Below are 26,691 nucleotides of genomic sequence, written 5' to 3' on the forward strand. Positions count from 1 at the left end.
TTGGAACGACTTAATTTTATTTTTATGAAGAAGTTATGTACATTTCCATTGGTTTTGTTATCATCAGTTGTATTTTCCCAATACTCAATTTCTGAAATCCCACAGGATGGATACCTGAAAGACTTTGATATTGCAGTTGACATCATTCAGAAACAGCATCCAAATCCTTACAGATTCCACAGCAAGGAAATTATTGCCAAAAAAATAGATTCTCTCCGTAATATTGTTAAAAAAGATCCAGGCTATATCAGCCTTCTTATGAACAATCCTACGAGAATAATTGGGGACGGACACAGTTCTTTCAGTGCAGATTCCAATTATTTTGAAAGTATTTTAAGTTCTCTCTATTTTTTCCCTTTGCAGACTTATGTACAGAATGGGCAGCTATTTGTGAACGGATCAAATCCTTATGCTATTGAAGTGGGCAATGAGATTACGGAGATTAACGGTATAAGTTCTAAAGAACTTTTACAGGCTGTTCCTAAAGCCGCAGACGGAAATATAAAAGTGGAAGATATAGATGTGTCTTTTTATATTCCTTTTATTTTAAAAAACCGTACGAATGATTTCTCCTTACGATACAAAACATCTAACGGGGAACAGAAAACCCTGAAAGTGAAGGGTATTAAATATCCCAGATTCTATTATGAAAGCAGGCATTCTGTATTGCCGGTTGATCTGATTTCAGAAAACGCTGGAATTTATGGGTATACAATTGATTCTGATACTTACTACTTATCTGTAAAATCGTTTTCTTATGATGAAAGCTTTTTTTATGAAAGGTTAAAGAAATATTTCCAGGAAATAAAAGATCTGAAAATTAAAAAACTTATTCTGGATATCCGCAACAACCCGGGAGGAGCCATCAGCAATGTTCCCCTGCTGTATTCTTTCATTGCTAAAGATAAAACATTCAATAATGAATACAAATACGGAACTAAGGTTGTTGACATTAACTACAACAATTATCTGGTAGATCCCCAGACCAACCGTTATTATTCTGATAAGGATATTGCCGACCAGAATAATTTCATGAGACAGCGGTTTGATAAAGCAGAAAAAGGAGATTATTATTTTGGAAACTCAAGACTGGATAATACGTATATAAAAAGCTATCCCAGAGATGGTGCATTTTTTGACGGAAAAACTGTATTATTGATCAATAACCGTACTTTTTCTGCGGCCACTTATTTTGCTTCTTTATTTCAAAGTGAAAAAAGAGGCTCAATTGTAGGAAAGGAAACGGGATCCTGCAGCAATTTTACGACTGCAGCATGGTTTCTTACGTACAGACTTCCTCATACCAAGTCCACTATTTCTATTCCTAGAACAGAAATATTCTTCAACAGTGATGATAAGGAGAATGTTGCCAACTGTAAGGGTGTAATTCCTGATCAAACGGTGAACACCCAATTTTTCTTACAGGCATTAAAAGAACACAAAGATCCGGAACTGGAATATTCATTGACCTTATTTTCCAAATAAAATCATGATAAACAAAAAAAAGAAACCTGTTTAGGTTTCTTTTTTATATACTTATTATAAAGTGTATGATTTAAAGAGAAATGTATATTTGTACTCTTATATTCACGATTCTTATCCTATATGTGTTCCCGGTGCAATCACAGCGCCTTTCTTCACTACCACAATCCCATCCTGAACAGAATAGGTTCCATAATCTCCATCCGGAATATGTTTTCCGCCGATGATTTTCACATTGTCTCCGATGTAACAGTTTTTATCAAGGATTGCTTTTTCTATATAGCAGTATTTTCCAATTCCCATATTCGGACGTCCTCCTCTGTCGTTGATGACAATTTCCTTTGTATTCTGGTAGAAATCAGCTCCCATCACATAGGAATTCACGATGGTACTTCCTTTGTCAATTCTGGTTCTGTTTCCAATCACGGAATTTTCAATTTTATCTGCCATAATGATGCATCCATCTCCAAAAACAGCCTTACTGACGTATGATCCGTTGATTTTTGAAGGCGGAAGCATTCTTGCTCTGGTATAGATTGGAGAGGATGAAAACAGATTAAACTGCGGCAGGTCCAGACAAAGGTCAAGATTGGCTTCGTAGAAAGATTCTATGGTTCCGATATCTGTCCAGTAGCCTTCATATTGATAGCTTAATGTTTTGTATTTTCCGATGGAACTTGGAATGATATCTTTTCCGAAATCATCACCTGCTCCTTCATCAAACATCTTTTTAAGGATATTCTTGGTGAAAATATAAATTCCCATGGAAGCCAGAAACTCTTTTCCGGTATGTTTATTCTCTTCTGAAACTTCAGATTTCATACCTTCCAGCATATCATAACCGGGTTTTTCATGAAAAGAGGTAATATTTCCTTCATCATCAGATTTTAAGATTCCAAAACCTGTGGCATCTTTTGCATTGACCGGAATAGTAGCAATGGTAAGATCGCCTCCGTTTTCAATATGGAAGTCGAGCATTTCCCTGAAATCCATCTGATACAACTGATCTCCTGAAAGAATAAGAATATAGTCATAATCATATTTTTCAAGGTGCTTCATCGACTGGCGTACGGCATCTGCTGTTCCCTGATACCAGCTGTCATTTTCTACATTCTGCTCGGCTGCAAGAATATCAACGAAGCCTTTGCTGAAGATATCAAAGTGATAAGAATTCTTAATATGTGAATTGAGGGAAGCAGAATTAAACTGCGTTAACACCAGAATTTTATTCAATCCTGAATTCAAGCAGTTTGAGATAGGAATATCTACCAGTCTGTATTTTCCTGCAATAGGAACAGCCGGTTTTGATCTGGTATACGTTAACGGGAATAATCTTGTTCCTCTGCCTCCTCCTAAAACAATAGAGATTACATTTCGATTCATAAATATCTTGCGTTTTATTTTATTAAGTTTACTGTTCTGTTCTTAGTGTTTACTGCTACTTTAAAGCATTGTTTGTTTTCATATTGGAGTTCGTTTTTATAAACAGTCACCCGAAAATCATCTTTATCATTCAGTACTAAAACCTCTTTATCCAGGTTATAGATTTCAATATTATATTTTTTAAGCTCATTCCTGAAGAACGGATTTGTAATAAGCACATCCATTACATCAGCGCTCTTTATGACAAAACCATCGACATCTTTACGATACTTTTCTCTCCAGCCTTGTCCATATTTTCTTTCTATTGCAGCATAAGTCCTTTTATTAAGAGCGTCTATTCTTTTCATCTCGTCAGGTTCTACCAGACAATCACCGACAGAGTAATGCTTTATTTTCCATTTTTCGGAAATACCAGCCATTGCTTCATGCCTTTCCGTTGCCGGAAGACCGTAGCTATAGATCCAATAATACCCTCCATGATAGCTTCCTCTGTCTTCTTTACAGGAAAACAACATCAATATCATCACAGAAAGAAATCCGAAAATCTTCACTCTATCAGCTATTATATAAAGCTATGTATTTTTCTGCAGATTTCTCCCATGCAAAATCAAAATTCATATTGGCATGGATAAGATCTTCCATCACTCCCTTTTGATTATAAATTGCCATTGCTCTGTTCATCGCATGTACAACGTCATCTACTCCGGGATACGTAAAGTTCAGTCCTGCGCCACCGGTTGAAATATCTTCCACGGTATCTCTCAGACCGCCCGTAAATCTTACTACGGGAACGGTTCCATATCTCATGGAGTACATTTGGTTCAGTCCGCAGGGTTCTACTCTTGAAGGCATCAGAAGAAAATCTGCCGATGCATAGATCTTATGGGAAAGATGTTCTTTATATCCGAGATCCAATGCAAAATTGGTATACGTATAGTCGTATTCTTTCAGTTTATTCTCGATATAGGTATTCCCTGAACCAAGAATCATAATATTTAAAGCACCATAACTCTGCTTGATACTTCTCCATACCACATCAGGCAGCAGATCTGCTCCTTTCTCTGTGGCGAATCTTCCGATAAAAGCAAATAAAGGAAGTTCGGGTTTCAACCCATATTCTTTACAGAGGTTTTCTTTATTTTTTTTCTTTTGAGCGACTGCATTTGTACTGTTAAAATTAAAATCCAGCATCGGATCGGTTTCCGGATTCCAGACTTCTGTATCAATACCATTAATAATTCCATATGCTTTTCCGAATTCCTGACGAACCAGGCTTTCGAGTCCGCGGAAGCTGATAAAAAGCTCTTCAAGATATCCTTCCGAAACGGTGGTAAAAGCATCGGCACATTTGATCATACTGGCCAGAGGATTCATCAGTCCGTTCCAATCCATCAGTCCCCATTTGTAGGTATCGAAAGAAGGCATATACTGTGCCATTGTCCAGCTCATCATGCCCTGATATTCGCCATTATGAATCGTTCCTACTGTTTTTACTCCTTTTAAGAATTCAAATTCATGGCAGTTTTGAACCATAAAAGGAACCAGACCGGTATGATAATCATGGCAATGCAGTACATCAGGACGGATTTTCATCGCAGACAGCCAATGTAATACTCCATGCTGGAACGCCAGAAACTGAAAGCTTTCATCCTGGTACCCATAAGGATTGTCCCTGTCCAATAATCCGGGAATTCTTACCATATATAGCTCAAATCCCAAAACATTTGTCTTCTCTTTCAATACCTGAACCTGCAGCATATTAGCTCCCTGATGAATAAAGCCGTCAAAGACCAGATCAAATTCATGATCATATACAAAGGATTTGTTGTACCATGGCATCACTACTTTTGCCTCTACTCCTTTTATTTTATTCTGATATTTTGGTAACGCTCCCACCACATCTGCCAGACCGCCTACTTTTGCTACGGGATAACATTCTGTACTTAAATGATAAATAACCATTCTTTATCTCTTATGTTTAATTCTGTGTAATTTATACTTTTTATCTTTCTTCTGACGTAAAACAATTCCTGCCAGAGGCGGGAGTTTCACGGTTATTGTTTTGGTGTACCCTCTCCATTCTTCAAACTTCTCGTCCAGGATTTCAGGCTCTACGCCACTTCCACTGTATTTTTCATCATCCGAATTTAAAATAACTTCCCAGTGGGTACCTGCAGGAATCCCGATTTTATAATCCAGTACTTTTGGTGCCAGGTTTAAAGCAACCATCAGGACATCATCTTTCTTTTTTCCTTTTCTGAGGTATACATAGACCGAGTTTTCCAGATCATCTGCTTCTACCCATTCAAAACCGTGTTTATCAAACTGATTTTCATAAAAAGCAGTTTCTGATCTGTACAGATGATTCAGTTCTTTTACTATATCCTGCATTCCTTTGTGAACAGGATATTTCAGCAAATGCCAGTCCAGGCTTCGGGTAAAATTCCATTCACTGGTCTGCCCGAACTCATCCCCCATAAAAAGCAGTTTAGCTCCGGGATGGGTGTACATATAAACATATAAGGTACGGAGATTAGCAAATTTCTGCCATTCATCGCCTTTCATTTTATAGATAAGACTTGCTTTTCCGTGTACTACTTCATCGTGTGACAAAGGCATCATATAATTTTCATTATACATATACATGGAAGCAAAAGTCAGCTTATGATGATGGAATTTACGGTTAACAAAATCTTCTTTGAAATAGTCCAGTGTATCATGCATCCATCCCATCATCCATTTCATTCCAAATCCTACGCCACCGTCATGAACAGGTTTTGTAAGCATGGGAAAATCTGAACTTTCTTCCGCTATAGTGATGATATTATCTCCAAATTCTTTATAAACAGCTGTATTAAATTCCTGTAGGAAAGTTTTAGCCTCCAGATTTACATTGGTTCCATATATATTAGGTTCCCATTCCCCTTCGTTTCTTGAATAATCAAGATGAAGCATTGAGGTTACGGCATCCACACGCAATCCGTCTGCATGATAACGGTCCAGCCAGAACATTGCATTGGAGATCAGAAAAGATTTCACTTCATTTCTTCCGTAATTGAAAATATGGGACTTCCAATCCGGATGAAACCCTTTTCGCGGATCTTCGTGTTCGTACAGATAAGATCCGTCAAAGCGATGAAGACCATTGGCATCTCCCGGAAAATGGGACGGAACCCAATCCAGAATAACGCCTATACTATTTTTATGAAGTTCATCAATAAGAAACATCAGATCCTGCGGTGAACCAAAGCGAGAGGTTGCTGCATAAAAACCGGTGATCTGATATCCCCAGCTGGGTTCGTAAGGATATTCCATTACGGGCATAAATTCCACATGGGTAAATCCCATTTCTTTTATATAGGGAACCAGTTTTTTGGCAATATCTCTATAGTTTAAAAAACGTTGAGGCTGATCATCTTCTCTTACCCAGGAGCCCAAATGCAGTTCATATACGGATATCGGGGCTTCCAGCCTGTTTGTTTTCCATCGGTTATCCATCCACTCCTGGTCATTCCACTCATACCATGTGGTAGAAACCAGGGAAGCTGCCTGAATATTCTGTTCCCAGCTTACCGCATAAGGATCACTTTTTTCCAGAATTTCGCCTCCTTGTGTTTCAATAGCATATTTGTATAATGTTCCCCAGGTTAATCCTTCAATAAATCCTTCCCAAATCCCTGACTCATCCCATCTTGGAAACAAAATATGATCTTTGTGATTCCAGTTGTTAAAGTTTCCAATCACAGAAACTTTCTTTGCATTGGGTGCCCAAACAGAAAAATATACGCCCTTTACGCCATCTTTTTCAGCAGAATGCGCCCCAAATTTGCCATACAGCTTATAATGTCTACCTTCTTTGAAAAGGTACACATCATGATCGGTGAAAAGCGTGTAGGTCTTAACAGAATTCATCAAGATCAGTTTGTATTTATATTTTCCCTGAAACTACGAAAAATACTGACAATAGCGATGAATTATTCATCAAATAATTGTCAAGATCATTCCGTGTTTTGTCTATCTATCAAATATATCATTTTTTAACTCACATTTTTATGATTTCAAAACAATCTTTTTTTATAAATTTAACATCAATATTTTATTAAACACAACGATGAGGTTTGAACTTTATACAGCAGAAATAGACGACAGACCGGTATTTATTACCGGAAATTTCAACAGCTGGAATCCTAAAGATTATAATTTTCAGCTTAAACAAACTGACACATCCAATTATTGTATAGAAATTGAAGATCAGGTTCTTCCTGATGATATTGAATATAAATTCACAAAGGGAGGTTGGGAAAATGTAGAACTGGACCAGTATGGCAATATCACACCCAACCGCAAAGTAAAAAAATCTGCAGGTAAAACAGCTGACTCTGTAGAAAAATGGAGACTGAACTGGGGTCCGTTCAAAGAAGAATATTATCCAATAGCAGAAGTTATTTCCGAAAATTTTTACATTCCACAGCTTGACCGTTACCGTAAGGTTTGGGCACTCCTTCCCTACGACTATCACAACACGGATAAACGATATCCTGTTTTATACCTTCAGGACGCACAAAATCTGTTCAATGAAGGAAGCGGTTTCGGAAATTGGGAAATTGACAAAAAACTATCCATCCTTGCAGAATACGGCCGTGGTGATCTTATCATCATTGCGATAGAACATGGCAGCGAGGAAAGAATTAAAGAATATATTTTTGATAATGATCGTGTAGCCAACGGTTCTGAAGGAAAAAAATACATCCGCTTTATTGCAGATACTTTAAAGCCTTTTGTGGACGAAAATTACAGAACAAAAAAAGACCGCGACAATACCGGAATCGGGGGCAGCTCATTGGGGGCGCTTATCAGTATATACAGTGGATTTCTTTACCCTGAAGTGTATTCCAAACTTTTGATATTCTCGCCTTCGCTTTGGGTAGAACCGAATAACAACTTTCCGATGATGAATTTCCGGGTTCCGTTTAAAACTAAAATTTATCTTTACGGCGGAGGTCAGGAAGGCTCTAAAATGGTCAAAAGAATTCATATTTTTGAAGAATATCTGAAAAGATGGGAAGAAAAAAAACTTTTTGATTTTGAATTTAAAACCAACATCAATCCTGAAGGCACTCACAATGAATTTTATTGGTCACAGGAATTCCCAAGAGCTATTGAATGGCTGTTCTATGATAATACAGAAAATCCTGTAGAAGTAAAACCACAACAACAAAGCATTAAAAACTAAATCTATAAACCGTTGCAGAAAATTCAGGCAGTCAAGAACAAATGAAGGCAGCGGTAAAAATGAATTTAGACAATATAACATCTATTTATGAAACTAATCAATAAAAAAAACAAAAATTACACTCAGGTTTTTCACCTCTTTACTGAGGAAGAATGGACAAAAACCGGTAAAAATTTCAATAAAAACATTTCCACTTTTTTCACAGGAAAGAAATATGAAGTCTTTGTCAATGCCCATGAAGAAGGGATTACATATTTCATTGGATTAGGAAAATCTACCTTACAAAATTTTGAAATCCAACAGGTGGCAGCGAGGTTTTCACAGTCTCAAAAAGAAAAACTTCAGGCTGTACCTACATTAGCACTTGCTGATTTCATGAATGAAAAGCAGTTTGAAGAATTTGTAAAAGGACTTTTAACAGGAACTTACAACTATCCTTTTGATAAAAAACATGCGTTTTGGAATGCCAAATTTGAATTGCATTTTGAAAATTTAAGCCAGAAAAAGCTTGATCATATCAGCCAGAAAGCAGAAGCTCTGATTAACGGACAGTCTGCCTGCCAGGACTGGCTCAATAAACCAGCCAATCTTAAAAAACCGGATATCTTAAGCACATACCTTAAAAATCTGGCTAAAAAATATGACTTAAAATACTCTGCTTTTAACAGAAAAAAATGTGAAGAGCTTGGATTAGGCGCTTATCTTTCTGTGAACCAAGGCAGTGCTTATGATGCAGCGTTCACTATTTTAGAATATAAAACGACTGTAAAAAATGCCAAAACTTTCGGATTGGTAGGAAAATGTATTTTGTTTGATACGGGAGGAATATCAATAAAAAGCTCTGCCAATCTGCACTATATGAAATCTGATATGGGTGGAGCTACTGCTGTTTTGGGAACGTTAATCTATGCCGCTGAAATGCAGCTTCCGGTCAATATTATTGCCGTTCTGCCTATTACAGATAATGCTGTTTCTGAAAAGGCGCTTCTTCCAAGTGACGTCATCACAGCCTACAACAAAAAAACCATTGAAGTGCTTGATACTGATGCTGAAGGCAGGCTGATTCTTGCAGACGGATTATCTTATCTTGCTAAAAACTACAAAACCGATTTCCTTATTGACCTGGCTACTTTAACAGGAAGCTCGGTAAGAATGTTCGGAGACACCTGCGCTGCGATGTTCTCCAATAATGAAGAACTTAAAAACAAACTGATTAAAACCGGAGATCAGACCAATCAGAGGGTTTGGAATCTTCCTTTATGGGACGTCTGGAAAGATGATATCCAGTCTGATGTAGCAGACATGAAAAACATCTCTCTAAAGCCTGTGGGAGACTGTATTATTGCCGCAAAATTCCTGGAGCAATTCATTGAAAATCACCCTAAATGGGCACATTTAGATATTGCAGGGGTAGCCTTTGGAAGTGTGGGTTATGCCAAAGAAAAAGCAGCCACTGGTTTTGGAGTTCAACTCCTTGTGAATTTAATCGAAAATTATCACTAAAAATTAGTTTTTTACAAAAAAACTCTGTATAATTGATTAGTGAATTTTCAAAAATGCACGATATTTTATTTTTTAATATTAATAAAATAACATATAAATGCTTTTATTTTTGAAAATTCACTAATTCTTAAAAAACATTATATGGAGAAGAAAACCATTGTGTGTATTTCGTGCTATTACAAAGGCTACGATTTTATGGACGAAATGAAAAAGCTCGGCAATAAAATCATCCTTGTAACCTCCGAAAACCTCAAAGAAAAAAACTGGCCGTGGCATGCTATTGATGAAACATTCTATATGCCTGAGCTAAAGCCATCCGTATGGAATCTGGAACACCTTATTCAGGGATTTTCCCACCTGATGAAAACCAGAAAAGTAGATGCTGTAGTGGCTTTGGATGATTATGATGTTGAAAAAGCTGCATTAATCAGGGAAACATTCCGTATTCCGGGAATGGGACAGACTACCCACCGATATTTCAGAGATAAACTTGCTATGCGGCAGAAAGCAAAAGATTCCGGGATTAGCGTCCCTGAATTTACTGCTGTATTCAATGATCATGAAGTGGATGAATTTACAGACCGCGTTCCTGCCCCATGGGTACTGAAACCCCGGTCTGAAGCATCAGCATCAGGAATCAAAAAGATCACCTCCAAAGAACAGCTTCATGAAGCCCTGGAAACTTTGGGAGAAGAACGTCATCTTTTTTTACTGGAGAGTTTTAAACCCGGAGATGTTTACCATGTGGACAGCCTTACTTTTAACAAGAAAATAGTGTTTACTTCTGCCTCAAAATATCTTGCACCTCCTATGCAGGTTTCTCATGAAGGCGGTGTTTTCAGATCCAAGACTTTAGGAAGATATTCCGAGGAGTTTAAAGCATTGGAAGAAATAAATGCCAGAGTTCTTTCCAATTTCGGACTTGTCAACGGAGCTACCCATACAGAATTCATCCGGGGAAAAGAAGATGGAAAATGGTATTTCCTTGAAACGTCATCCAGAGTTGGGGGAGCTCATATTCCCGACCTCGTTGAGGCCTCAAGCGGTATCAATATCTGGAGGGAATGGGCAAAAATTGAAGATGCTCTTTTAAGAGGGCACGATTATAGTGTTTCTCCGCCTACAGGCTATTATTCAGGTATGATTGTTGCCCTGATTAAAGATAAAGAACCGAATTACAGTACTTTTGAATGTGAAGAGGTGGTCAAATTTCTACCCATAGATTATCATGTTGGAATTGTTTACAAATCCGGAGATGCCTCCGTTGTACAGGACAGACTGGATGCTGCAGCAGAAATAATCCATACTGACATGCTGAATATTCTACCTCCGAAAAGTAATAAATTGAGTTCTTAAAAATAACGCGTGACATTGATATTCAAAATGTTATTGAATTCATAATATATAATCTGATCCAAGATTCTCTACTAAAATGTAATTTAGAAAGATAAACTAAACAAGGAAAAATGCCTCACATAGAACATACAGAGTATTATTCAAATATATTGGGAACAAGTCTCAAGGTAGAAGTGACCGGGCATTACGGACATCCTATCATTATGTTTCCAACTTCCCAGGGACAGTATACCCAGAATCATGATTTTCATCTCAATGGAAGCATCAACTGGTTTATAGAGCAGGGAAAAGTAAAGCTTTATAATGTACAGACCATCGACAGCTGGAGTTTTTATGATGAAAAAATCTCCCCTCAGCAAAGAATAAGGAACTACGAACGGTATGTACAGTTTCTGATCAAGGAATTTGTTCCTTATATCCAAAAACTTCATAAAACCCATCGTGTGGCCTTAGCAGGAGCCAGTTTCGGAGGCTATCATGCTGCTAATTTCGCTTTCAGATTTCCGGATGTGGTTTCTCATCTGTTTTGCCTTTCGGGAGCCTTCAGCATAAGGAATTTTATGGACGGCTATTCTGATGATCTTGTATACTTCAACTGCCCGAGGGAATTTGTACGAAATGATGAAGCCTGGAAGTACAAACATATGCATATTGTATTGAGTACTTCTGATCAGGATATCTGCAAGGATAAAAATATGGAAATGGCTGAAATTCTGAGAATAAAAGGCATAGAATTCTGGTATGATGAAAGAAAATGGATAGGCCACGACTGGCCGTTATGGAGAATGGTCTTCCCAACCTTTATAGGAGCATTTTTCTCTTAAAACAATAAAAAGACAAATAGAAAAAATATACCCCACCTTAAAAACAAAAATTATGACAAAAAAAGTAGGAATTCTTTTCGGTATGGAAGACACTTTTCCCTGGGCATTTATAGACAAAGTAAATGAACTGGGAGGTGGAAATATCATAGCTGAACCCGTTACTATTGATAAATTAGAACAGGGAGCAGATTATGGCTATGCAGTAATCATCGACAGAATTTCACAGGACGTTCCCTTTTACAGAGCCTATTTAAAAAATGCAGCCCTTAACGGCACTTATGTCATCAATAATCCATTCTGGTGGAGTGCTGATGAGAAGTTTTTCAACAATGCCCTGATGTCCAAACTGGGTATTCCACTTCCTAAAACCGTTCTGCTTCCATCCCATGAAAGACCGGACAATACTTCAGAAACATCATTCAGAAACCTTAAATTTCCGCATGACTGGGAATATATCTTTAATTATGTAGAATTTCCCGCATACATGAAGCCTCATGACGGCGGCGGCTGGAAAAATGTTTACAGAGTGGAAAATCCGGATGATCTTTGGAACAAACTGGGAGAAACCGGGCAGCTGGTGATGATGGTACAGGAGGAAATTATTTTCGATGATTACTACAGAGTGTACTGCCTGGGCCAAAAATATGTCCACATCATGCCTTATGAGCCGAGAAATGCGCCTCATTTAAGATATGCTACCACTCATCAGACACAAGGTGAAGAACTTGAAAAATTACTGAAGACCATTCATGATTATACGATTAAAATGAATCAGGCTTTAGGATACGATTTCAACACCGTGGAATTTGCTGTAAGAGACGGTATTCCTTATGCCATCGATTTCTGCAACCCGGCTCCTGACGCAGACCGGAATTCTGTAGGAGAAGAAAATTTTGCATGGATTATAGAGCATGCTGCCAAACTGGCTATAGAAAAAGCTAAAGAGTATGTTCAGGGGAAACCCAATATTGCCTGGGGAACCTTCGTGAAAGATTCCATAAAATAATATTGAAAAAAAATTAAAAAACACAAAATAAATGCATCATCAGTTTACTATTGGAATTGAAGAAGAATATCAGATCATCGATGTGGAAAGCAGAGATCTGGTTTCTCACGTTTCAAAAATCATTGAAGGCGGCAAAGCGGTTTTAAGTGAAAATTTAAAGCATGAAATGCACGAATCCATGATTGAAATGGAAACGGGAATTTGTCAGAATATTCAGGAAGCCAGGGCAGAATTGACGAATTTGAGACGTCACCTCATCAATATCGCCCATGAGCAGGGACTGCGTGTTTCCGGAGGAGGTACTCACCCATTCTCTCATTGGTCTGAAAACAATATCACCCAGGGAGAAAGATACATTAAAATTGTTGATGATATGGGAGATGTGGCTCGTGAAAATCTTATTTTCGGACTGCATGTTCATATTGGAATTCCTAATCGTGAAGAAGGCGTAAGAATTCAGAATGTGATGAGATATTTCCTTCCGCACGTGTATGCTCTTTCAACCAATTCACCTTTCTGGATTGGAAGATATACAGGTTTTAAATCGTACAGGCAGGAAATCTTCGTAAAATTCCCAAGAACCGGTATTCCGAGTTACTTCAACTCTCTGGCAGAGTTCGACAGTTATGTAGATCTTCTGGTGAAAACAGGAACCATCGACAATGCCAAGAAAATCTGGTGGGATTTGCGGGTACATCCTTTTTATCCAACCATCGAATTCAGAATCTGTGATATGCCGCTAAGAATTGATGAAACGGTATGTCTTGCAGCCATTATGCAGTGCCTTGTTGCTAAAATTTATAAGCTTCACCAACAGAATCTAAGCTTCAGAAGTTACAGAAGACTGTTATTGAACGAAAATAAATGGCGTGCCTCCAAAAGTGGTATCGAAGCCCATCTGATCGATTTTGGGAAAGAAGAATCCGTTCCTTATCCTCATTTATTGAAAGAACTTTTAGAGTTTATTGATGATGTGGTAGACGATTTGGGATGCCGCCATGAAGTGGAATATGCCTGGAAAATTCTGGAATACGGTACCGGTGCAGACCGACAACTTCAGATCTTTAAGGAAACAGGTGATCTGACGAAAGTCGTTGATTATATGATCTCTGAAACGGAATATGGCATAACCCATGGCGAACCTGCTTCATAATATTTTTGGTAACTTTACAAAAAATATGATGTAATGAAAGATATTCGAATTGCGCTGTTGGACATGAACAACAATCATGTGAATCAAGGTTTTAGAAACATTAAAGAAATTTCTGAATCTTTTCAGCAGAACTCTGAAGAAAATGTTGTGATCAAGACATTTGACGTAAGGTTTAAAAATGAAATACCAGAGATTAGTGATTTTGATATTTTCATTTCTTCCGGCGGACCAGGAAACCCACATCGTGAAGGTTTTGCCTGGGAAGACCGATATGCTGATTTTTTAACCTCGGTTTTAGAACATAATAAATACCATGAAGATAAAAAATATCTTTTCCTGATCTGCCATTCATTCCAGTTGGCAAGTATTCATTGGAATCTTGGTAATATATGTAAAAGAAAATCTTATTCCTTTGGCGTAATGCCTGTTCATAAAACAGATGAAGGTAAGGAGGAATTCCTGTTTAAAAATCTTCAGGATCCTTTTTATGCAGTAGATTCCAGAGCTTATCAGTTTATTGAACCGGATCATGACCGTTTTGAAGAATTGGGAATGACCATCATGGCCATTGAAAAATTCCGTCCTCACATCAATCTTGAGAGAGCGGTAATGGCTGTTCGTTTTTCAGAGGAAATATTCGGAACACAGTTTCACCCGGAAGCCAATCCTGAATCTTTGATCGAAAACCTGAAAGATGAAAAAAACAAAGAAGCCATGATCGAAAACTTCGGGATGGAAAAATATCTTGAAACGATAGACAGAATAGACGATGAAGATAAAATTATTCTGACCAGACATCAGATTCTTCCGAGATTTCTTCAGTTCGCAAAAAAAAACATTTTGAAAGAAGCTGAAACTTTGGCTTAATCAATACAAACCACAAAAGTCACAAAAGGGATTGGGGTATTACAATCATAAAAGCTGTTGGAAAGAGCACATAAGCTTTCTTGAAAATCAAAGATTTCCCAATTAAATAGGTATTTTATAAAAGTGTATTGTAAAATTTTATATTCTAAAACTTTTGTGCCTTTTGTGGTAAAATCAAATTGGGCAGAAACGTCCGATTTTTTACCATCACAAAAGAAAAAAAATATGATCCCAAAATACAGAAAACAGTACAACCAGGAGTTTTCGGATGAAAAATATAATCAACTCAAAAATATATTGGCAGAAAAAGGAGGTACAGCACCCGCTTTCAGAGTTTCAGAAAGTCCGATTTTTTTGACCAAAGAATTTGAGAATAAGCTTCTCGATGCCAGCGAAAGTATTATCAGCCAGATCAAAGCAATTCCGGCAGAACTCCTTCAAAAGGCTATTCCTGATCACTGCAGAGTTCCCAATGATACCAGCCAGCCCCATTTTTTTACTATAGATTTTGGAGTCTGCAAAAGTGAAAACGGGACAATAGAACCTCAGCTTATCGAACTTCAGGCATTTCCTTCTTTGTATGCTTTTCAGAAAGTATATGAGGAAACGTATTGTGAAGTCTACCCTTTTCTTTCGGAGATCAGAAATCTTATGCCGCATGAAACCTTTAAAAACTACTTAAAAGAACTGATTGTAGGAGATGAAAATCCTGAAAATGTAATCCTTCTCGAAATTTTCCCAGAAAGACAGAAAACCGCTATTGATTTTGCTCTCACAGAAAAATTAATAGGTATCAAAACCGTATGCCTGACGAAAGTAAAGAAGGAAGGGCGAAAGCTGTATTATGAAAATAATGGTAAGCTAACCGAAATCAAAAGAATCTACAACCGTGTTATATTTGACGAGCTGGATAATATTCCGGATCTGCATACAGAATTTGATTTCCGTGAGGAAGTGGATGTCAAATGGATCACCCACCCGAATTGGTTCTTCAAAATTTCAAAGTTCCTTTTACCTTTATTACAACATCAGTTTGTTCCAAAGAGTTATTTTCTGCATGAATTTCCGGACAATGAAAACCTTGAAGACTTTGTATTGAAACCATTATTTTCATTTGCCGGAAGCGGAGTTAATCTGAATCCTACGAAAGAAATTACCGACTCTATTCAGGATAAGGAAAACTATATTTTGCAGAGAAAAGTGTTCTATGAACCTATTTTTGAAGATATCAACGGAGATTTTTCAAAAGCAGAGATCCGTTTGTTGTATATTTGGCGGGAAAACGACGAACGCCCTATCCTACTGGAAAATCTCGGAAGAATGACTAAAGCCGCAATGGTGAATGTAGACTTCAATAAAAAAGATGCCATCTGGATCGGTAGTTCCAATGCTTTTTTCGGATAAAAACTGATAAAAACTAATACTACATGGAAGAAAGATCAACACCTTTCGCAGAATTTGACAACAACCTTTTAACACGAAGAAGAAGCCTATTACCCACGTGGATTAAAGTTTTCTTGTGGATCTTTTTAATCGGAGGAGCGCTCGCTGCTATTTTTTTGATAGCAGGCTCTATGATGACTCATGTCTCTTTATCTTTATATGGGATGGATGCCAACCATCCTTATTCAATGACAGGACTTTTGATCTGTGTCTTGTTTTTATTTAAAGGGATCGTTGCCTACGGACTTTGGTTTGAGCAAAAATGGGCAGTACAGACCGCAATAGCTGATGCTGTTATAGGTATTGCTATTTGCCTCATTATGATGGCCATTATCCCGTTTGTATATCCAACAATTAGCTTTACGCTCAGATTAGAATTGATTCCTTTGTATTTTTATCTTAAAAAAATGCAGAACATAAAGAAATCCTGGGAAAACTTATAGAAACAAACCTCCGAAATTTCGGAGGTTTTATTTTTTATTCCTGAAGACCTCATCAATCATAAAAAATCCCCCAACAAAGGAGGATAAAAAAATTGACATGTACGCTGTGTTTTCACAAACATTGTAAATATAAGGAGATGGTGTAGGCGTACACTACGGGAAACCGTAAGACGTGAGTTATTATTTGTATATTAGGTTTTCATAACGCTTTTTTAACGATCTTCCAGCACTTCAGATTATTAATAACCCAGCATACTCTTTCTTCGCATCAAAGCTAGGGCAAGCTTTATGGACATTGGGAAAATCTCTATGTCCTTGAATTTTAGCATTAGGGAATTTTGATTTTAATTCTCTTAACAGCTTGACAATAGATTTTTTTTGCTCTTCCGTTCTTGTATCTTTTGGATGGTTGCTTTTATCAATGCCTCCGATGTATGATATATTGATAATCTGAGAATTCCATCCTGCAACTCCATTGGATACCTGATCAATAGGCAAAGTGTTGACTATTTGTCCATCAGCTTTTATCATATAGTGATACCCGGGATTTTTCCATTTCAGGTTCTCTTTCCAATACCTTTTAATAGTCTCTATTTTAACGTCTGGCTGCGTTGCTGTACAATGTATAACGATGTAATTGATTGTTCTCATAGATTTCAATTTAATTATTATTGAGCAAAATTAAACCTGTAACTCCCAAAATAGTGAAGGAAAAACACCCTATTTACATTGTTGTGATTACTTTCTTTTTAAGTTTATTCTTGCGTTGTATTAAAATGATGAAACTCATAAAAACTGAAGAACAGCAACAAAAAATCCCTCACGGTGAGGGATAATTTTTTTTATAAATCCGGACATGCCATCTCGTTGTCATGTGGAATACACACTTTTTCATTCCATGGCAAAGGACAATCATGCCAGCCTGGAGGACATCCTCCTTTTCCAGTGATACTTCTTAACTTCTCCTTAGAGATTTTCTTTAAATTTTTCATGATTTTGATTTAGTTAGGAGTCAAATATAAATATTATTCTCCAATTAGAGATTTAACATAAAAAAATAATCGTTACGGATTTCCGTAAACAAAAAACATTCAATAAAAGTATCTTAGAAAGATGAAAGAATTTATTAAAGACTGTCTTTTATTTCAAAGCCCGGACTGGCAAGTAAGGTTGATTGGATGTATTACCTGGACATGTGCAATCGGATGGATCGTTTTAGTGTATGAAATGTTTATTAAGTAGTATATTTGAACCATGGAAAACATGGAAGAAATAGAAGCTAAAATAATAGAGAAAATACGAGAAGACCATAAGAAAAATGGAGGGTGGAACGGTTCAGATATTAATGAACTGGATCAAATCATTAATTTACCCATCCTTGAGAGAAACAAATTATTCGATAAAATGGTAGCTGAGAAAAAGATCGCTTATCTTAAACCTCTAAATACTACCCGAATTACGCTGCCAAAATAAAGCTGTTACAATACACAAGGATATTTTGTACTGTACCAAAACAAAAACCTCCCCATAAGGGAAGGCATTAAAAAAACTTCTTGTACTTTTAGTTTATTCAAACTGCGTAAATATAAGTAGAGAATGTATTGGCAACCCTACGGGAAACCGTAATGATTGAAATTAAATTGTTGGCCTCCTTTGAAATCGACAGCGCCAGTACAATAGATACAAAAATTGCAATACGTTTTCTATTCCGTATTGCAATTGTAATAAGTTCTATAAAGATGTATTTACAGGTTTTTATCGTCTTCCAGTAATTCCTTGGCCTGGTATTCCTGAACCAGATCAATGGCATTGGAAATAACATCACTTAAAGCCGTGATAAAAGTTCCTTCTTCTGCCATTCCTATCGCATGTTTCAATGCTTCAATTTCTTTAGGAATAATCTCATAACTAACGTCTCTGCCTGTAGAATTAATCCCATCAATGATCAATCCGTTGATTTCATCTTCCGTTCTTCCGCGAAGGTGTTTTTCATTTCGGATGATAATATAATCAAACATTCTTCCGGCAATCTTTCCGCACTCTCTGATATCGTTGTCTCTTCGGTCTCCAACACCAGAAATAATACCGATTTTCTTGGTGGATTCTACGTTTTTCAGATAATCTTCAATGGCTTCATATCCTGAAGGATTATGGGCAAAGTCAATCAGTACCTTAAAGTTTTTGAATTTAAAGACGTTCAGTCGTCCCGGTGTCAGCTGAGCACTAGGAATAAAAGTTCTCAAAGAATTGGAAATATCCTCAATTCCGAATCCATAAAGATAACTTGCCAAACTGGCTGCCAATACGTTTTCAATCATAAATCTGGCCTTTCCTTCCATCGTAATCGGGAAGTCTTTGGCTTTTCCTATTCTGATCTTCCAGTCTCCTTTTTTGATGGTTACAAAACCTTCTTCATAAACACAGGTTATTTTTCCTTCTTTAGCAAATTTTACGATATGAGGATTGTTTTCATCCATACTGAAAATAGCTACATTTGAATCGAGGTCATTCACAATCTTCATGGAGTATTCATTGTCGGCATTCAAAACACTCCAGCCGCTCTTTTTCACGCTATCCAGTACCACACGCTTTACTTTGGTAAGATCTTTCAGACTGTGAATATCATTCATTCCCAAATGATCTTCTTCAATATTGGTAAGAACCCCGATATCGCATTGAGAAAAACCTAGTCCGGAACGTAAAATTCCTCCTCTTGCTGTTTCCAGCACTGCAAATTCTACAGTAGGGTCTTTCAGAATAAATTCTGCAGAAAGCGGTCCTGTAGTATCTCCTTTTGAGAGCATGGTATTTTGAATATAAATTCCGTCCGAAGTGGTAAATCCTACTCTGTAACCGTTACTTTTTACAATATGAGAAATAAGTCTTGTTGTGGTGGTTTTTCCATTGGTTCCTGTTACCGCAATGATTGGAATGGTAAAAGGTTTCCCCTGAGGATACAGCATATCAACTACCGGAGCAGCCACGTTTCTTGGTAAGCCTTCACTTGGGGCAAGATGCATTCTGAATCCAGGTGCTGCATTGACTTCAATAATGGCACCACCACTTTCTTTTAAAGGCTGGGTAAGGTTCTCTGCCATCACATCAATACCGCAAACATCCAATCCGATAATTTTAGAAATTCTTTCTGCCATTGTGATATTTTCCGGATGTACCATATCAGTGACATCAATGGATGTTCCTCCCGTTGAAAGATTGGCCGTTGATTTAAGATAAACCACTTCTCCCCTTTGAGGAATTGTTTCCAAAGTATATTGAAGTTTATCAAGTAATTCTAAAGTGTCTTTATCAACTTCAATTTCGGTAAGAACATTTTCATGGCCATAACCTCTTCTTGGATCTTTGTTTTCTTTTTCAATAAGCTGTTGCAGGTTCAGCTCTCCATCTCCTATAACATGAGCCGGAACTCTCCTTGCAGCAGCCACCATTTTATTATTGATCACCAGTACACGGAAATCATATCCTGTGATATATTTCTCAACAATTACTTTTCTTGAATATTTCTGAGCATGTTCAAGACCTACCTTAGCAGCATCCCAGTCGTTGACGTTAATGGAAGATCCTTTTCCATGGTTTCCATCCAACGGTTTGATTACAATAGGATACCCTATTTTTCTGATTACAGCGTTCAACCCTTCTTCATCCACTACCAGATCTCCAATGGGCACCGGAATCGCTGCATCGTGAAGCATTCTTTTGGTCAGCTCTTTATTACAGGCAATATCTACAGCAATAGAACTTGTTTTTCCGGTAATCGTAGCCTGAAATCTTTGTTGGTTCACTCCATAACCAAGCTGAACCAATGAGTTTGTTCCCAGTCTTATCCATGGAATTCTTCTGGACGCAGCTTCTTCTACAATACTTCCGGTAGAAGGTCCAAGACGAACACGCTCCCTGATTTCTTTTAACCTATGAATACACGCATTCAAATCATAGTCTTTGCTTTCAACCAGTGCTTCTGCAATTTTTACAGCTTCTTCTGCAGCAAAGATTCCTGCATTTTCTTCGATATAATTAAATACGACATTATATACTCCCGGAGTTTTTGTTTCACGGGTTCTTCCAAACCCTACATCCATTCCTGCCAGAGTCTGTATTTCCAAAGCAATATGCTCAATGACGTGTCCCATCCAGGTTCCCGTTTCCACTCTATGGAAAAAACCTCCCTCTACTCCTTCTGAGCATCGGTGTGTAATTAATGATGGGATTAATTTTTCAATCCTTTCCCGGAATCCTTCGATTTTATTGGTAGGATAATTCTCCATTTCTTCTAAGTCCAACCTCATCTGTATCAGCTTCTTTCTTCTGATGCTCCAGATGTTAGGACCTCTTAGTGCCTGAATCTTTTCGATTTTCATAGTCTATTGGCATTTTAACAGTTAACAATAACTCCTTTCATAGCCAAAGATAATGCAAAACCCTAAACGAAACTATACCACATTTAAAGATTCATTAAAAAAAAATTAATTTTAATTAACATTTCTAAAACATTAAAAATCAACTAAAGATGGCATGAAATTAGCCAAAGAATGTGAATTATTTTTTAATTTTGTACAATGATGAAACCTGTTGGAAAATTAATAGTTATCGGAGGTGCTGTAAACAAAGGAAGTTTTGCTGAAACCGATTATGATCAGAATATAGAAAAGAATCTTAATTTTTTTGAGCGTGGGATCTTAAGAAAGATTATCAACGAATCGAAACTAAAAGAAAATTCTGTCATTGAAATTGTAACAACTGCCTCTCAAATCCCTCAGATAGTAGGTTCTGAATACAAAAAAGCATTTGAATTTCTTGGGGCTAAAAATGTAAATGTTCTGGACATCCACAACCGTGAGGAAGCTAATTCTGATGCGATGGTGGCAAGAGCAAATGCTGCCGATGTCATGATGTTCACCGGAGGAGATCAGCTGAGACTGACCTCTATTCTTGGCGGAACAAGATTTCATGATACGGTTCTGTTAAAATATCAGGAGCAGGATTTTATCTATTCCGGAACTTCTGCAGGTGCCGCCGCAGCTTCTGAAAATATGATCTATCAGGGAAGCAGTTCTGAAGCCTTATTGAAAGGAGAAATCAAAACCACTCAGGGATTGGGGTTAATCGATAATGTTATTATTGATACTCACTTTGTACAGCGGGGAAGAATCGGGCGTCTTTTCCAGGCGGTAGTCAACAATCCGAGAACGCTGGGAATCGGATTGGGTGAAGATACCGGGCTTTTCATTCATAATGATGTGATGACTGCTGTAGGTTCAGGACTTGTTATTCTCGTAGACGGAAGGTTTATAAAAGATACCAACCTTACCAATATCAACCTTGGAGAGCCGATTTCTATTGATAATTTAACTGTACATGTGATGTCTATGAATGATCATTATGATCTTACGACAAAAACATTAACGATCGAAAATTCTCAATTTAATCCGATACCACAGGATAAATAGTGCGGGATGCGGGGTTTTGGGGTTCGAGATATATAAATAACCGAGATTCGTTTTGTAAAAGAAAATAATCCCGGAACTCGTATCAATACGGGGTTCGGGATTCGAGGTATATAATTAACCACGATCTCTTTTTCAAGGGCAATAAACCCGAAATCACAGATCCCGGAACTCGAAACTCGTATTAACACAGTATTTAAATAAAATGCTTATCTTTCTTCATTAATGCCCGGTTGTATTATTAATTTAAATAAATACGGAACTCCGGAACACGAAACCTATATCTACCTATGAAAGTAATTATCCACGGAGGTTTTTTCTCTGAAAGCGATCAAAGCCACGAAGTAAAAACGGCAAAACAGGAGTCGTTAAAAGAAATCGCTCAGAAGGCATTCGACTATCTTAAAACACATTCGGCTTTTGATACTGTTGCCTATGCTGTTTCTTTACTGGAAAACGATCCGTTATACAACGCAGGAATCGGTTCTCAGATCCAGAGTGATGGTGTGATCCGTATGAGTGCTGCCATTATGAACGGAAACACTCAAAAGCTAAGTGGTGTAATTAATATTGAAAATGTGCAGAACCCTATTTTTGTTGCTAAAGACCTCATCAATGAAGATGACAGAGTTTTAGGAGGAAATGGCGCTAAAATATATGCTACAGAAAATGGTTTTGAAAATTTTTCTACGGAAATTCCTCAGAGAAGAAAAGAATACGAAGCCAAACTGGCCAATGGAGGGAAAGGAACTGTAGGCTGCGTAGCCATTGATCATGAAGGAAAACTGGCTGTTGCCACCTCTACCGGAGGAAAGGGTTTTGAAATTCCAGGGAGGATTTCAGATTCCGCGACGGTGGCTGGAAATTATGCCAATGCTTTCTGTGCGGTAAGCTGTACGGGTGTAGGTGAAGATATTGTCAGTAATGCTACTGCAGCAAAAATTGTAACGAGAGTTACAGATGGAATGAGCCTTAAACAGGCTTTCAGTAAGACATTTGATGAACTTGCAGTCATAGATGGGTTTGCTGGTGCCATCGCTATTGATAAAGATGGAAATATCTATCATCAGGATTCGTATCCTACTATGGTTTTCGCCAGTTTTGATGGTGAAAAACTTGAAGTGTTTTCCTAAATTTAACATTTTTTTATAAGTCCATTTATTTTTTTGGCACGTATTTTACATTATTCATAACAACAAATTTTAATATTAATACTTAAAAAAATAGAAATCATGGGAAACAAGACAAAAGGTTTATTAGCTTTACTAGGATTAGGTGCATTAGCTTATTGGAAATATAAGAATTCAAGCCCTGAAGATCAACAAGCTGTAAAAGATAAAATCAATACTGCAAAGGACAATCTTAATAAGTGGGGAAATGACCTTAAAAGCAAAGCCAATGATGTTGCTTCCCAGGTCCAGAATAAGGTAGATGAAGTAAAAACAAATGCTGAGGACTCCCTGAGCTAACCAACACAGAGCAGTTTTTTTAACATTCATATATAGGAAAAAAGTCATCGTAATCAATCTTACGATGACTTTTTATTTTAATACGACCCTTAATTTTTTATTTTTTCTGTGCTATAAGCGCATAGACAAGAGGTATTTTATTTCCAAACTGTGGAATTCTCCATTTTCCTGTTTCGAATTCATCTACATGCCTGAAACAGGGATAATGTGACCAATCAAACTCCCGGAACGTATTCAGCTGTAAATCTTTTTTAATCAAATTATCAAGAACTTCCGCTAAGGAGTGATTCCACATGACATATTCCTGTACGATAGATGCAGATTGATCTGCATACGTCCCTTCGTAGGTTTCTACAATAGGTTTTTCATTGAAATAGTTATACGCTACCTTCGTAAAATCATCATCAAACATCCAGACAACAGGGTGAAATTCTGCCATAATAAATTGCCCTTCTGGTTTTAGAAAATGATTGATAATATCTGCCCATTTTTCAAGGTCAGGAAGCCATCCTATTGTACCATAGCTTGTATAAACGATATCAAATTTCTGATCCAGAATATTTGGCAGATTATACACATCTGAACAGATAAATTCCGTATTTGTATTACACTGCTGTGCAAGCTCTCTCGCAGTATCAATCGCTTTGTCAGAAAGGTCTATTCCTGTAACCTTAGCTCCCATTCTTGACAAGGAAATAGAATCCTGGCCGAAATGGCACTGCAAATGCAGAATGGTTTTCCCTTTTATTTCTCCAAGAAGATCTAATTCTATTGAGTTCAGGGAAGTTCTGCCATTTACAAATTCATCTACAAAATAAAAATCCGATTTCAGATGAGGTTCTACTTTGGCATTCCATGATTTTTTATTAATTTCTAAATAGTTTTCCATTGTTTTAGTTTAAAAGTGTTAGTTATACCCGTAAAGTACTGTGTTAACAGTATACAACGGTTATAATTTCTCTATCAATTTTTTCTTTTGCTCAAGAAACTCCTCATCACTTAAAACCCCCGTTTCTTTTAATCTTCCCAACTGCTCCAGCTGATCTAACACACTTGGTTCAGGCTTACTCTGGAAATGTGTTTCCGGACGGGACATGAATTCTCTTACTTTTTCGCAGAACAGTTCAGCATGATACTTTCCTACTCCATCAATTTCTACAACGTCATCTGTAACCTGAATATCTATGGAAGCCAGTAAAAATGCTGTTTCATATTGTATGGAGCTTATCTTACTGTAAGAAAAGTCTTCTACTTTCAATCCATACATGAATTCCTTATCCACAAAAATCAGTCTTCTGTCGGTGGCAACTAAAATAATATGATGGTTGTTTAATTTGTTTCGGCCCTCTACGAGAGAGACAATTTTTTCATCTGCTGAAAGGATATCCGGCAATTCATGAATTTCTTTTCGGGCAAATATGGTAGGGCTGATATCCAGCTTTTTAAGTTCTTCTCTTATTTCGTCAAGTCTTGATTTTTCACTCATAGCATTAGTTTATGGGGCTAAATTACTGTTTATTAGTAATAATTTTTAATTCAATAAAAATATCTAATCTTCTGATGGTATCACAATGGAAGTATGCAGACAGTATAGTTTCCAGCCCAAGGTTTCATACAGTAGTTTTCCTTCTTCCGTGGCTACTAAAAGATTATTTGAAAATCCTTTGGATAAAGCGATCGTCTCCAGTTCTTTCAGTAAAAAACGGGCAAGCCCTTTCCTTTGATGATTTTTCTCGGTAATAATCCTGTCATAAATAGCACAATCATCTATAAGAGAGATGCGGCCTATGGAAGCCTGCTCACCATTTTCTGCTACAATTCTGACCACAAAGGTGGTATTATATTCAGAAAATTCAAGGTGATATCCTTCTGCAAGACTGGTTTCCGGAAATTGCATCGGATGAAAACAGGTCATCATATATCCCTGTGACTGCAGTTTCCATCTTTCAGGAATTTTTTCTATAAATTCATCAGGAGAAGTGGATACTTTCAGGTAAATCCAGGGCTCATCAATTGAATTGGCAAGTTGGAAAAAATCATCATTAAGCTCAGGAAACACAAAACGTTCTTTTTGTTTTTCATCTCCTACGTTCACATAGAATCCGGATTTATGGGGAACAGGAAAAGGTGTTTCTCTTGAAAGGCACCATCCTTTAAGCCAGCTCTCTACTATTTTTGAAGATACTTTATTCTTCATGATTGGGTTTAAATATTTTATTTTAGTTGCTCCAACAGTTTCTTTTTTTGCTCTGCAAATTCTGCATCGGTTAAGATTCCACTTTCTCTCAGTTTTCCTAATTTTTCAAGCTGATTAAAAATTTCTTCTGATGAAACTGAAACACTTTTGTTTGCTGAAGTAATTTGTTTTAAAGATTGTTCCTTTGGATTATTATAAATGTTTTTTATTGTATCATAGAACTTTTCGGCATCTTCCTTATCCATGTAGCATTCAAACTCAACTGTTCTTTCTTCAAGATGCAGCTGAATGAAGGGAGATCTCGGATGGGTAACAAAGCTCAGCTGCTCTATGGTTTCATTAGGATAAATATTGATCTTTGCGGCACCAAACATGCCTTTTGATACAGAAATCAACCTCAATGGTGTTGCTACCAATACTCCGGCATCCAGTGTGTTGACAAACTGAGCATCTGTAATTGCGATAATCTGTTCATCTTCTGAAATCAGATACGGAAGTTCTTTGATTTCTCCTTTGGTAAAGACCGAGAGATTGGCATGAAGCCTTTCCAGTTCATTCTTTATTTTTTGGTGTCTTCGCCTATAAACCTCTTTTGAGATGTGATGAGAACCGTAATCTGTGGCTGCAGGAAGAGTCTTTTCTACCATCATGACTGCCTGAGCTGCTTCAGTATTTTCTGTACTCAGCATTTTATTGATATCATTAATGCTGAATGCATTAAGATTGTAAAGCAGCTCATCATTGATATCGCTTACTTTATTTAAACATTTATTGCATAAAATAGTACCGTCTGAAAGCTTATTAGCTCCCAAAAGTGTGTCCATAGATGTTAATTCTGTATTGCACAATGCACAATTATCGCTCATTCCT

At 37.2% G+C, this 26,691-nt stretch carries 26 protein-coding genes; 15 read left to right on the forward strand and 11 right to left on the reverse strand.

Annotated features, from left to right (window positions below; genetic code table 11):
• The first annotated feature begins 24 nt into the window (after positions 1 to 24).
• Complete coding sequence (locus J2786_RS07305) at positions 25 to 1,485, forward strand: S41 family peptidase (RefSeq protein WP_047429749.1); 1,461 nt, start codon at positions 25 to 27, stop codon at positions 1,483 to 1,485.
• A 111-nt stretch (positions 1,486 to 1,596) separates the two neighbouring features.
• Here J2786_RS07305 and J2786_RS07310 read toward each other — a convergent pair whose 3' ends face one another.
• From J2786_RS07310 to glgB, 4 genes are read right to left on the reverse strand one after another with little or no spacing between them, the layout of a single operon-like run.
• Positions 1,597 to 2,865: a glucose-1-phosphate adenylyltransferase gene (locus J2786_RS07310; protein WP_047429746.1), complete on the reverse strand. Its 1,269-nt coding sequence runs from the start codon at positions 2,863 to 2,865 to the stop codon at positions 1,597 to 1,599.
• A gap of 14 nt (positions 2,866 to 2,879) precedes the next feature.
• The gene (locus J2786_RS07315; protein ID WP_156121410.1) at positions 2,880 to 3,416 is read right to left on the reverse strand and encodes an FEKKY domain-containing protein; all 537 of its coding nucleotides are present in this window, start codon (positions 3,414 to 3,416) and stop codon (positions 2,880 to 2,882) included.
• Between the two features lie 4 nt (positions 3,417 to 3,420).
• On the reverse strand, positions 3,421 to 4,827 hold the full coding sequence (locus J2786_RS07320) for a glycogen synthase (RefSeq protein WP_047429740.1): 1,407 nt from the start codon (positions 4,825 to 4,827) through the stop codon (positions 3,421 to 3,423).
• A 3-nt stretch (positions 4,828 to 4,830) separates the two neighbouring features.
• Complete coding sequence (glgB, locus tag J2786_RS07325) at positions 4,831 to 6,777, reverse strand: 1,4-alpha-glucan branching protein GlgB (RefSeq protein ID WP_047429737.1); 1,947 nt, start codon at positions 6,775 to 6,777, stop codon at positions 4,831 to 4,833.
• A 199-nt stretch (positions 6,778 to 6,976) separates the two neighbouring features.
• Between glgB and J2786_RS07330 the strand changes: the two genes are divergently transcribed.
• From J2786_RS07330 to J2786_RS07370, 9 genes are all read left to right on the forward strand, one after another.
• Positions 6,977 to 8,098 carry an alpha/beta hydrolase gene (locus J2786_RS07330; RefSeq protein WP_047429734.1) on the forward strand — a complete coding sequence of 374 codons (1,122 nt, stop codon included), beginning with the start codon at positions 6,977 to 6,979 and terminating at the stop codon, positions 8,096 to 8,098.
• A gap of 87 nt (positions 8,099 to 8,185) precedes the next feature.
• The gene (locus J2786_RS07335) at positions 8,186 to 9,601 is read left to right on the forward strand and encodes a leucyl aminopeptidase family protein (protein WP_047429731.1); all 1,416 of its coding nucleotides are present in this window, start codon (positions 8,186 to 8,188) and stop codon (positions 9,599 to 9,601) included.
• A 141-nt stretch (positions 9,602 to 9,742) separates the two neighbouring features.
• The gene (locus J2786_RS07340; protein ID WP_047429728.1) at positions 9,743 to 10,957 is read left to right on the forward strand and encodes an ATP-grasp domain-containing protein; all 1,215 of its coding nucleotides are present in this window, start codon (positions 9,743 to 9,745) and stop codon (positions 10,955 to 10,957) included.
• A 110-nt stretch (positions 10,958 to 11,067) separates the two neighbouring features.
• Positions 11,068 to 11,781: an alpha/beta hydrolase-fold protein gene (locus J2786_RS07345; RefSeq protein WP_047429725.1), complete on the forward strand. Its 714-nt coding sequence runs from the start codon at positions 11,068 to 11,070 to the stop codon at positions 11,779 to 11,781.
• A 52-nt stretch (positions 11,782 to 11,833) separates the two neighbouring features.
• On the forward strand, positions 11,834 to 12,787 hold the full coding sequence (locus tag J2786_RS07350) for an ATP-grasp domain-containing protein (RefSeq protein ID WP_047429723.1): 954 nt from the start codon (positions 11,834 to 11,836) through the stop codon (positions 12,785 to 12,787).
• 31 nt (positions 12,788 to 12,818) lie between these two features.
• Positions 12,819 to 13,940 (forward strand): carboxylate-amine ligase, encoded by a 1,122-nt coding sequence (locus J2786_RS07355; RefSeq protein ID WP_047429720.1) that lies wholly within the window; start codon positions 12,819 to 12,821, stop codon positions 13,938 to 13,940.
• A gap of 33 nt (positions 13,941 to 13,973) precedes the next feature.
• The gene (locus tag J2786_RS07360; protein ID WP_047429717.1) at positions 13,974 to 14,807 is read left to right on the forward strand and encodes a type 1 glutamine amidotransferase; all 834 of its coding nucleotides are present in this window, start codon (positions 13,974 to 13,976) and stop codon (positions 14,805 to 14,807) included.
• Between the two features lie 225 nt (positions 14,808 to 15,032).
• Complete coding sequence (locus tag J2786_RS07365) at positions 15,033 to 16,211, forward strand: hypothetical protein (protein WP_047429714.1); 1,179 nt, start codon at positions 15,033 to 15,035, stop codon at positions 16,209 to 16,211.
• Positions 16,212 to 16,234: 23 nt separating this feature from the next.
• A complete protein-coding gene (locus J2786_RS07370; protein ID WP_047429711.1) occupies positions 16,235 to 16,693 on the forward strand; it encodes a hypothetical protein in 459 nt (152 codons plus the stop codon).
• Positions 16,694 to 16,924: 231 nt separating this feature from the next.
• Here the strand turns inward: J2786_RS07370 and J2786_RS07375 are convergent, their stop codons facing one another.
• Positions 16,925 to 17,344 (reverse strand): N-acetylmuramoyl-L-alanine amidase, encoded by a 420-nt coding sequence (locus J2786_RS07375; protein WP_047429708.1) that lies wholly within the window; start codon positions 17,342 to 17,344, stop codon positions 16,925 to 16,927.
• Between the two features lie 191 nt (positions 17,345 to 17,535).
• Positions 17,536 to 17,685: a bacteriocin-like protein gene (locus J2786_RS07380; RefSeq protein WP_167497831.1), complete on the reverse strand. Its 150-nt coding sequence runs from the start codon at positions 17,683 to 17,685 to the stop codon at positions 17,536 to 17,538.
• A 121-nt stretch (positions 17,686 to 17,806) separates the two neighbouring features.
• Here J2786_RS07380 and J2786_RS07385 point away from each other — a divergent pair, with 121 nt between their 5' ends.
• Entirely contained in the window at positions 17,807 to 17,935 is a 129-nt protein-coding gene (locus tag J2786_RS07385) for a hypothetical protein (RefSeq protein ID WP_310024458.1), read from the forward strand.
• A 21-nt stretch (positions 17,936 to 17,956) separates the two neighbouring features.
• Positions 17,957 to 18,166, forward strand: coding sequence for a hypothetical protein (locus tag J2786_RS07390; protein ID WP_142016607.1), 210 nt, complete (start codon positions 17,957 to 17,959; stop codon positions 18,164 to 18,166).
• A gap of 272 nt (positions 18,167 to 18,438) precedes the next feature.
• Here J2786_RS07390 and cphA read toward each other — a convergent pair whose 3' ends face one another.
• Positions 18,439 to 21,069: a cyanophycin synthetase gene (gene cphA, locus J2786_RS07395; protein ID WP_047429705.1), complete on the reverse strand. Its 2,631-nt coding sequence runs from the start codon at positions 21,067 to 21,069 to the stop codon at positions 18,439 to 18,441.
• Between the two features lie 201 nt (positions 21,070 to 21,270).
• On the opposite strand from cphA, the gene J2786_RS07400 reads away from it, so the two are divergent.
• From J2786_RS07400 to J2786_RS07410, 3 genes are all read left to right on the forward strand, one after another.
• Positions 21,271 to 22,158 (forward strand): cyanophycinase, encoded by an 888-nt coding sequence (locus tag J2786_RS07400; RefSeq protein WP_002979057.1) that lies wholly within the window; start codon positions 21,271 to 21,273, stop codon positions 22,156 to 22,158.
• 287 nt (positions 22,159 to 22,445) lie between these two features.
• Complete coding sequence (locus J2786_RS07405; RefSeq protein ID WP_047429704.1) at positions 22,446 to 23,288, forward strand: isoaspartyl peptidase/L-asparaginase; 843 nt, start codon at positions 22,446 to 22,448, stop codon at positions 23,286 to 23,288.
• A gap of 99 nt (positions 23,289 to 23,387) precedes the next feature.
• The gene (locus tag J2786_RS07410) at positions 23,388 to 23,624 is read left to right on the forward strand and encodes a YtxH domain-containing protein (protein ID WP_047429702.1); all 237 of its coding nucleotides are present in this window, start codon (positions 23,388 to 23,390) and stop codon (positions 23,622 to 23,624) included.
• Positions 23,625 to 23,721: 97 nt separating this feature from the next.
• Here the strand turns inward: J2786_RS07410 and J2786_RS07415 are convergent, their stop codons facing one another.
• From J2786_RS07415 to J2786_RS07430, 4 genes are all read right to left on the reverse strand, one after another.
• On the reverse strand, positions 23,722 to 24,513 hold the full coding sequence (locus tag J2786_RS07415; RefSeq protein WP_310024465.1) for a class I SAM-dependent methyltransferase: 792 nt from the start codon (positions 24,511 to 24,513) through the stop codon (positions 23,722 to 23,724).
• A gap of 60 nt (positions 24,514 to 24,573) precedes the next feature.
• Positions 24,574 to 25,110, reverse strand: a complete 537-nt coding sequence (locus tag J2786_RS07420) for a PH domain-containing protein (protein WP_047429698.1) — start codon at positions 25,108 to 25,110, stop codon at positions 24,574 to 24,576.
• Between the two features lie 63 nt (positions 25,111 to 25,173).
• Positions 25,174 to 25,821, reverse strand: a complete 648-nt coding sequence (locus tag J2786_RS07425) for a GNAT family N-acetyltransferase (RefSeq protein WP_047429697.1) — start codon at positions 25,819 to 25,821, stop codon at positions 25,174 to 25,176.
• Between the two features lie 17 nt (positions 25,822 to 25,838).
• Entirely contained in the window at positions 25,839 to 26,687 is an 849-nt protein-coding gene (locus J2786_RS07430; RefSeq protein ID WP_082001937.1) for a PH domain-containing protein, read from the reverse strand.
• Positions 26,688 to 26,691: the final 4 nt, after the last annotated feature.

The organism is Chryseobacterium vietnamense (assembly GCF_031454475.1).
Lineage (GTDB): Bacteria > Bacteroidota > Bacteroidia > Flavobacteriales > Weeksellaceae > Chryseobacterium > Chryseobacterium vietnamense.

Excerpts from the sequence above, each read along its gene's own strand:
- J2786_RS07305 (WP_047429749.1), top strand. The coding sequence starts at position 25 with ATGAAGAAGTTATGTACATTTCCATTGGTTTTGTTATCATCAGTTGTA.
- J2786_RS07310 (WP_047429746.1), bottom strand. The coding sequence starts at position 2,865 with ATGAATCGAAATGTAATCTCTATTGTTTTAGGAGGAGGCAGAGGAACA.
- J2786_RS07320 (WP_047429740.1), bottom strand. The coding sequence starts at position 4,827 with ATGGTTATTTATCATTTAAGTACAGAATGTTATCCCGTAGCAAAAGTA.
- glgB (WP_047429737.1), bottom strand. The coding sequence starts at position 6,777 with ATGAATTCTGTTAAGACCTACACGCTTTTCACCGATCATGATGTGTAC.
- J2786_RS07330 (WP_047429734.1), top strand. The coding sequence starts at position 6,977 with ATGAGGTTTGAACTTTATACAGCAGAAATAGACGACAGACCGGTATTT.
- J2786_RS07335 (WP_047429731.1), top strand. The coding sequence starts at position 8,186 with ATGAAACTAATCAATAAAAAAAACAAAAATTACACTCAGGTTTTTCAC.
- J2786_RS07340 (WP_047429728.1), top strand. The coding sequence starts at position 9,743 with ATGGAGAAGAAAACCATTGTGTGTATTTCGTGCTATTACAAAGGCTAC.
- J2786_RS07345 (WP_047429725.1), top strand. The coding sequence starts at position 11,068 with ATGCCTCACATAGAACATACAGAGTATTATTCAAATATATTGGGAACA.
- J2786_RS07350 (WP_047429723.1), top strand. The coding sequence starts at position 11,834 with ATGACAAAAAAAGTAGGAATTCTTTTCGGTATGGAAGACACTTTTCCC.
- J2786_RS07355 (WP_047429720.1), top strand. The coding sequence starts at position 12,819 with ATGCATCATCAGTTTACTATTGGAATTGAAGAAGAATATCAGATCATC.
- J2786_RS07360 (WP_047429717.1), top strand. The coding sequence starts at position 13,974 with ATGAAAGATATTCGAATTGCGCTGTTGGACATGAACAACAATCATGTG.
- J2786_RS07365 (WP_047429714.1), top strand. The coding sequence starts at position 15,033 with ATGATCCCAAAATACAGAAAACAGTACAACCAGGAGTTTTCGGATGAA.
- J2786_RS07370 (WP_047429711.1), top strand. The coding sequence starts at position 16,235 with ATGGAAGAAAGATCAACACCTTTCGCAGAATTTGACAACAACCTTTTA.
- J2786_RS07375 (WP_047429708.1), bottom strand. The coding sequence starts at position 17,344 with ATGAGAACAATCAATTACATCGTTATACATTGTACAGCAACGCAGCCA.
- J2786_RS07380 (WP_167497831.1), bottom strand. The coding sequence starts at position 17,685 with ATGAAAAATTTAAAGAAAATCTCTAAGGAGAAGTTAAGAAGTATCACT.
- J2786_RS07385 (WP_310024458.1), top strand. The coding sequence starts at position 17,807 with ATGAAAGAATTTATTAAAGACTGTCTTTTATTTCAAAGCCCGGACTGG.
- J2786_RS07390 (WP_142016607.1), top strand. The coding sequence starts at position 17,957 with ATGGAAGAAATAGAAGCTAAAATAATAGAGAAAATACGAGAAGACCAT.
- cphA (WP_047429705.1), bottom strand. The coding sequence starts at position 21,069 with ATGAAAATCGAAAAGATTCAGGCACTAAGAGGTCCTAACATCTGGAGC.
- J2786_RS07400 (WP_002979057.1), top strand. The coding sequence starts at position 21,271 with ATGAAACCTGTTGGAAAATTAATAGTTATCGGAGGTGCTGTAAACAAA.
- J2786_RS07405 (WP_047429704.1), top strand. The coding sequence starts at position 22,446 with ATGAAAGTAATTATCCACGGAGGTTTTTTCTCTGAAAGCGATCAAAGC.
- J2786_RS07410 (WP_047429702.1), top strand. The coding sequence starts at position 23,388 with ATGGGAAACAAGACAAAAGGTTTATTAGCTTTACTAGGATTAGGTGCA.
- J2786_RS07415 (WP_310024465.1), bottom strand. The coding sequence starts at position 24,513 with ATGGAAAACTATTTAGAAATTAATAAAAAATCATGGAATGCCAAAGTA.
- J2786_RS07420 (WP_047429698.1), bottom strand. The coding sequence starts at position 25,110 with ATGAGTGAAAAATCAAGACTTGACGAAATAAGAGAAGAACTTAAAAAG.
- J2786_RS07425 (WP_047429697.1), bottom strand. The coding sequence starts at position 25,821 with ATGAAGAATAAAGTATCTTCAAAAATAGTAGAGAGCTGGCTTAAAGGA.
- J2786_RS07430 (WP_082001937.1), bottom strand. The coding sequence starts at position 26,687 with ATGAGCGATAATTGTGCATTGTGCAATACAGAATTAACATCTATGGAC.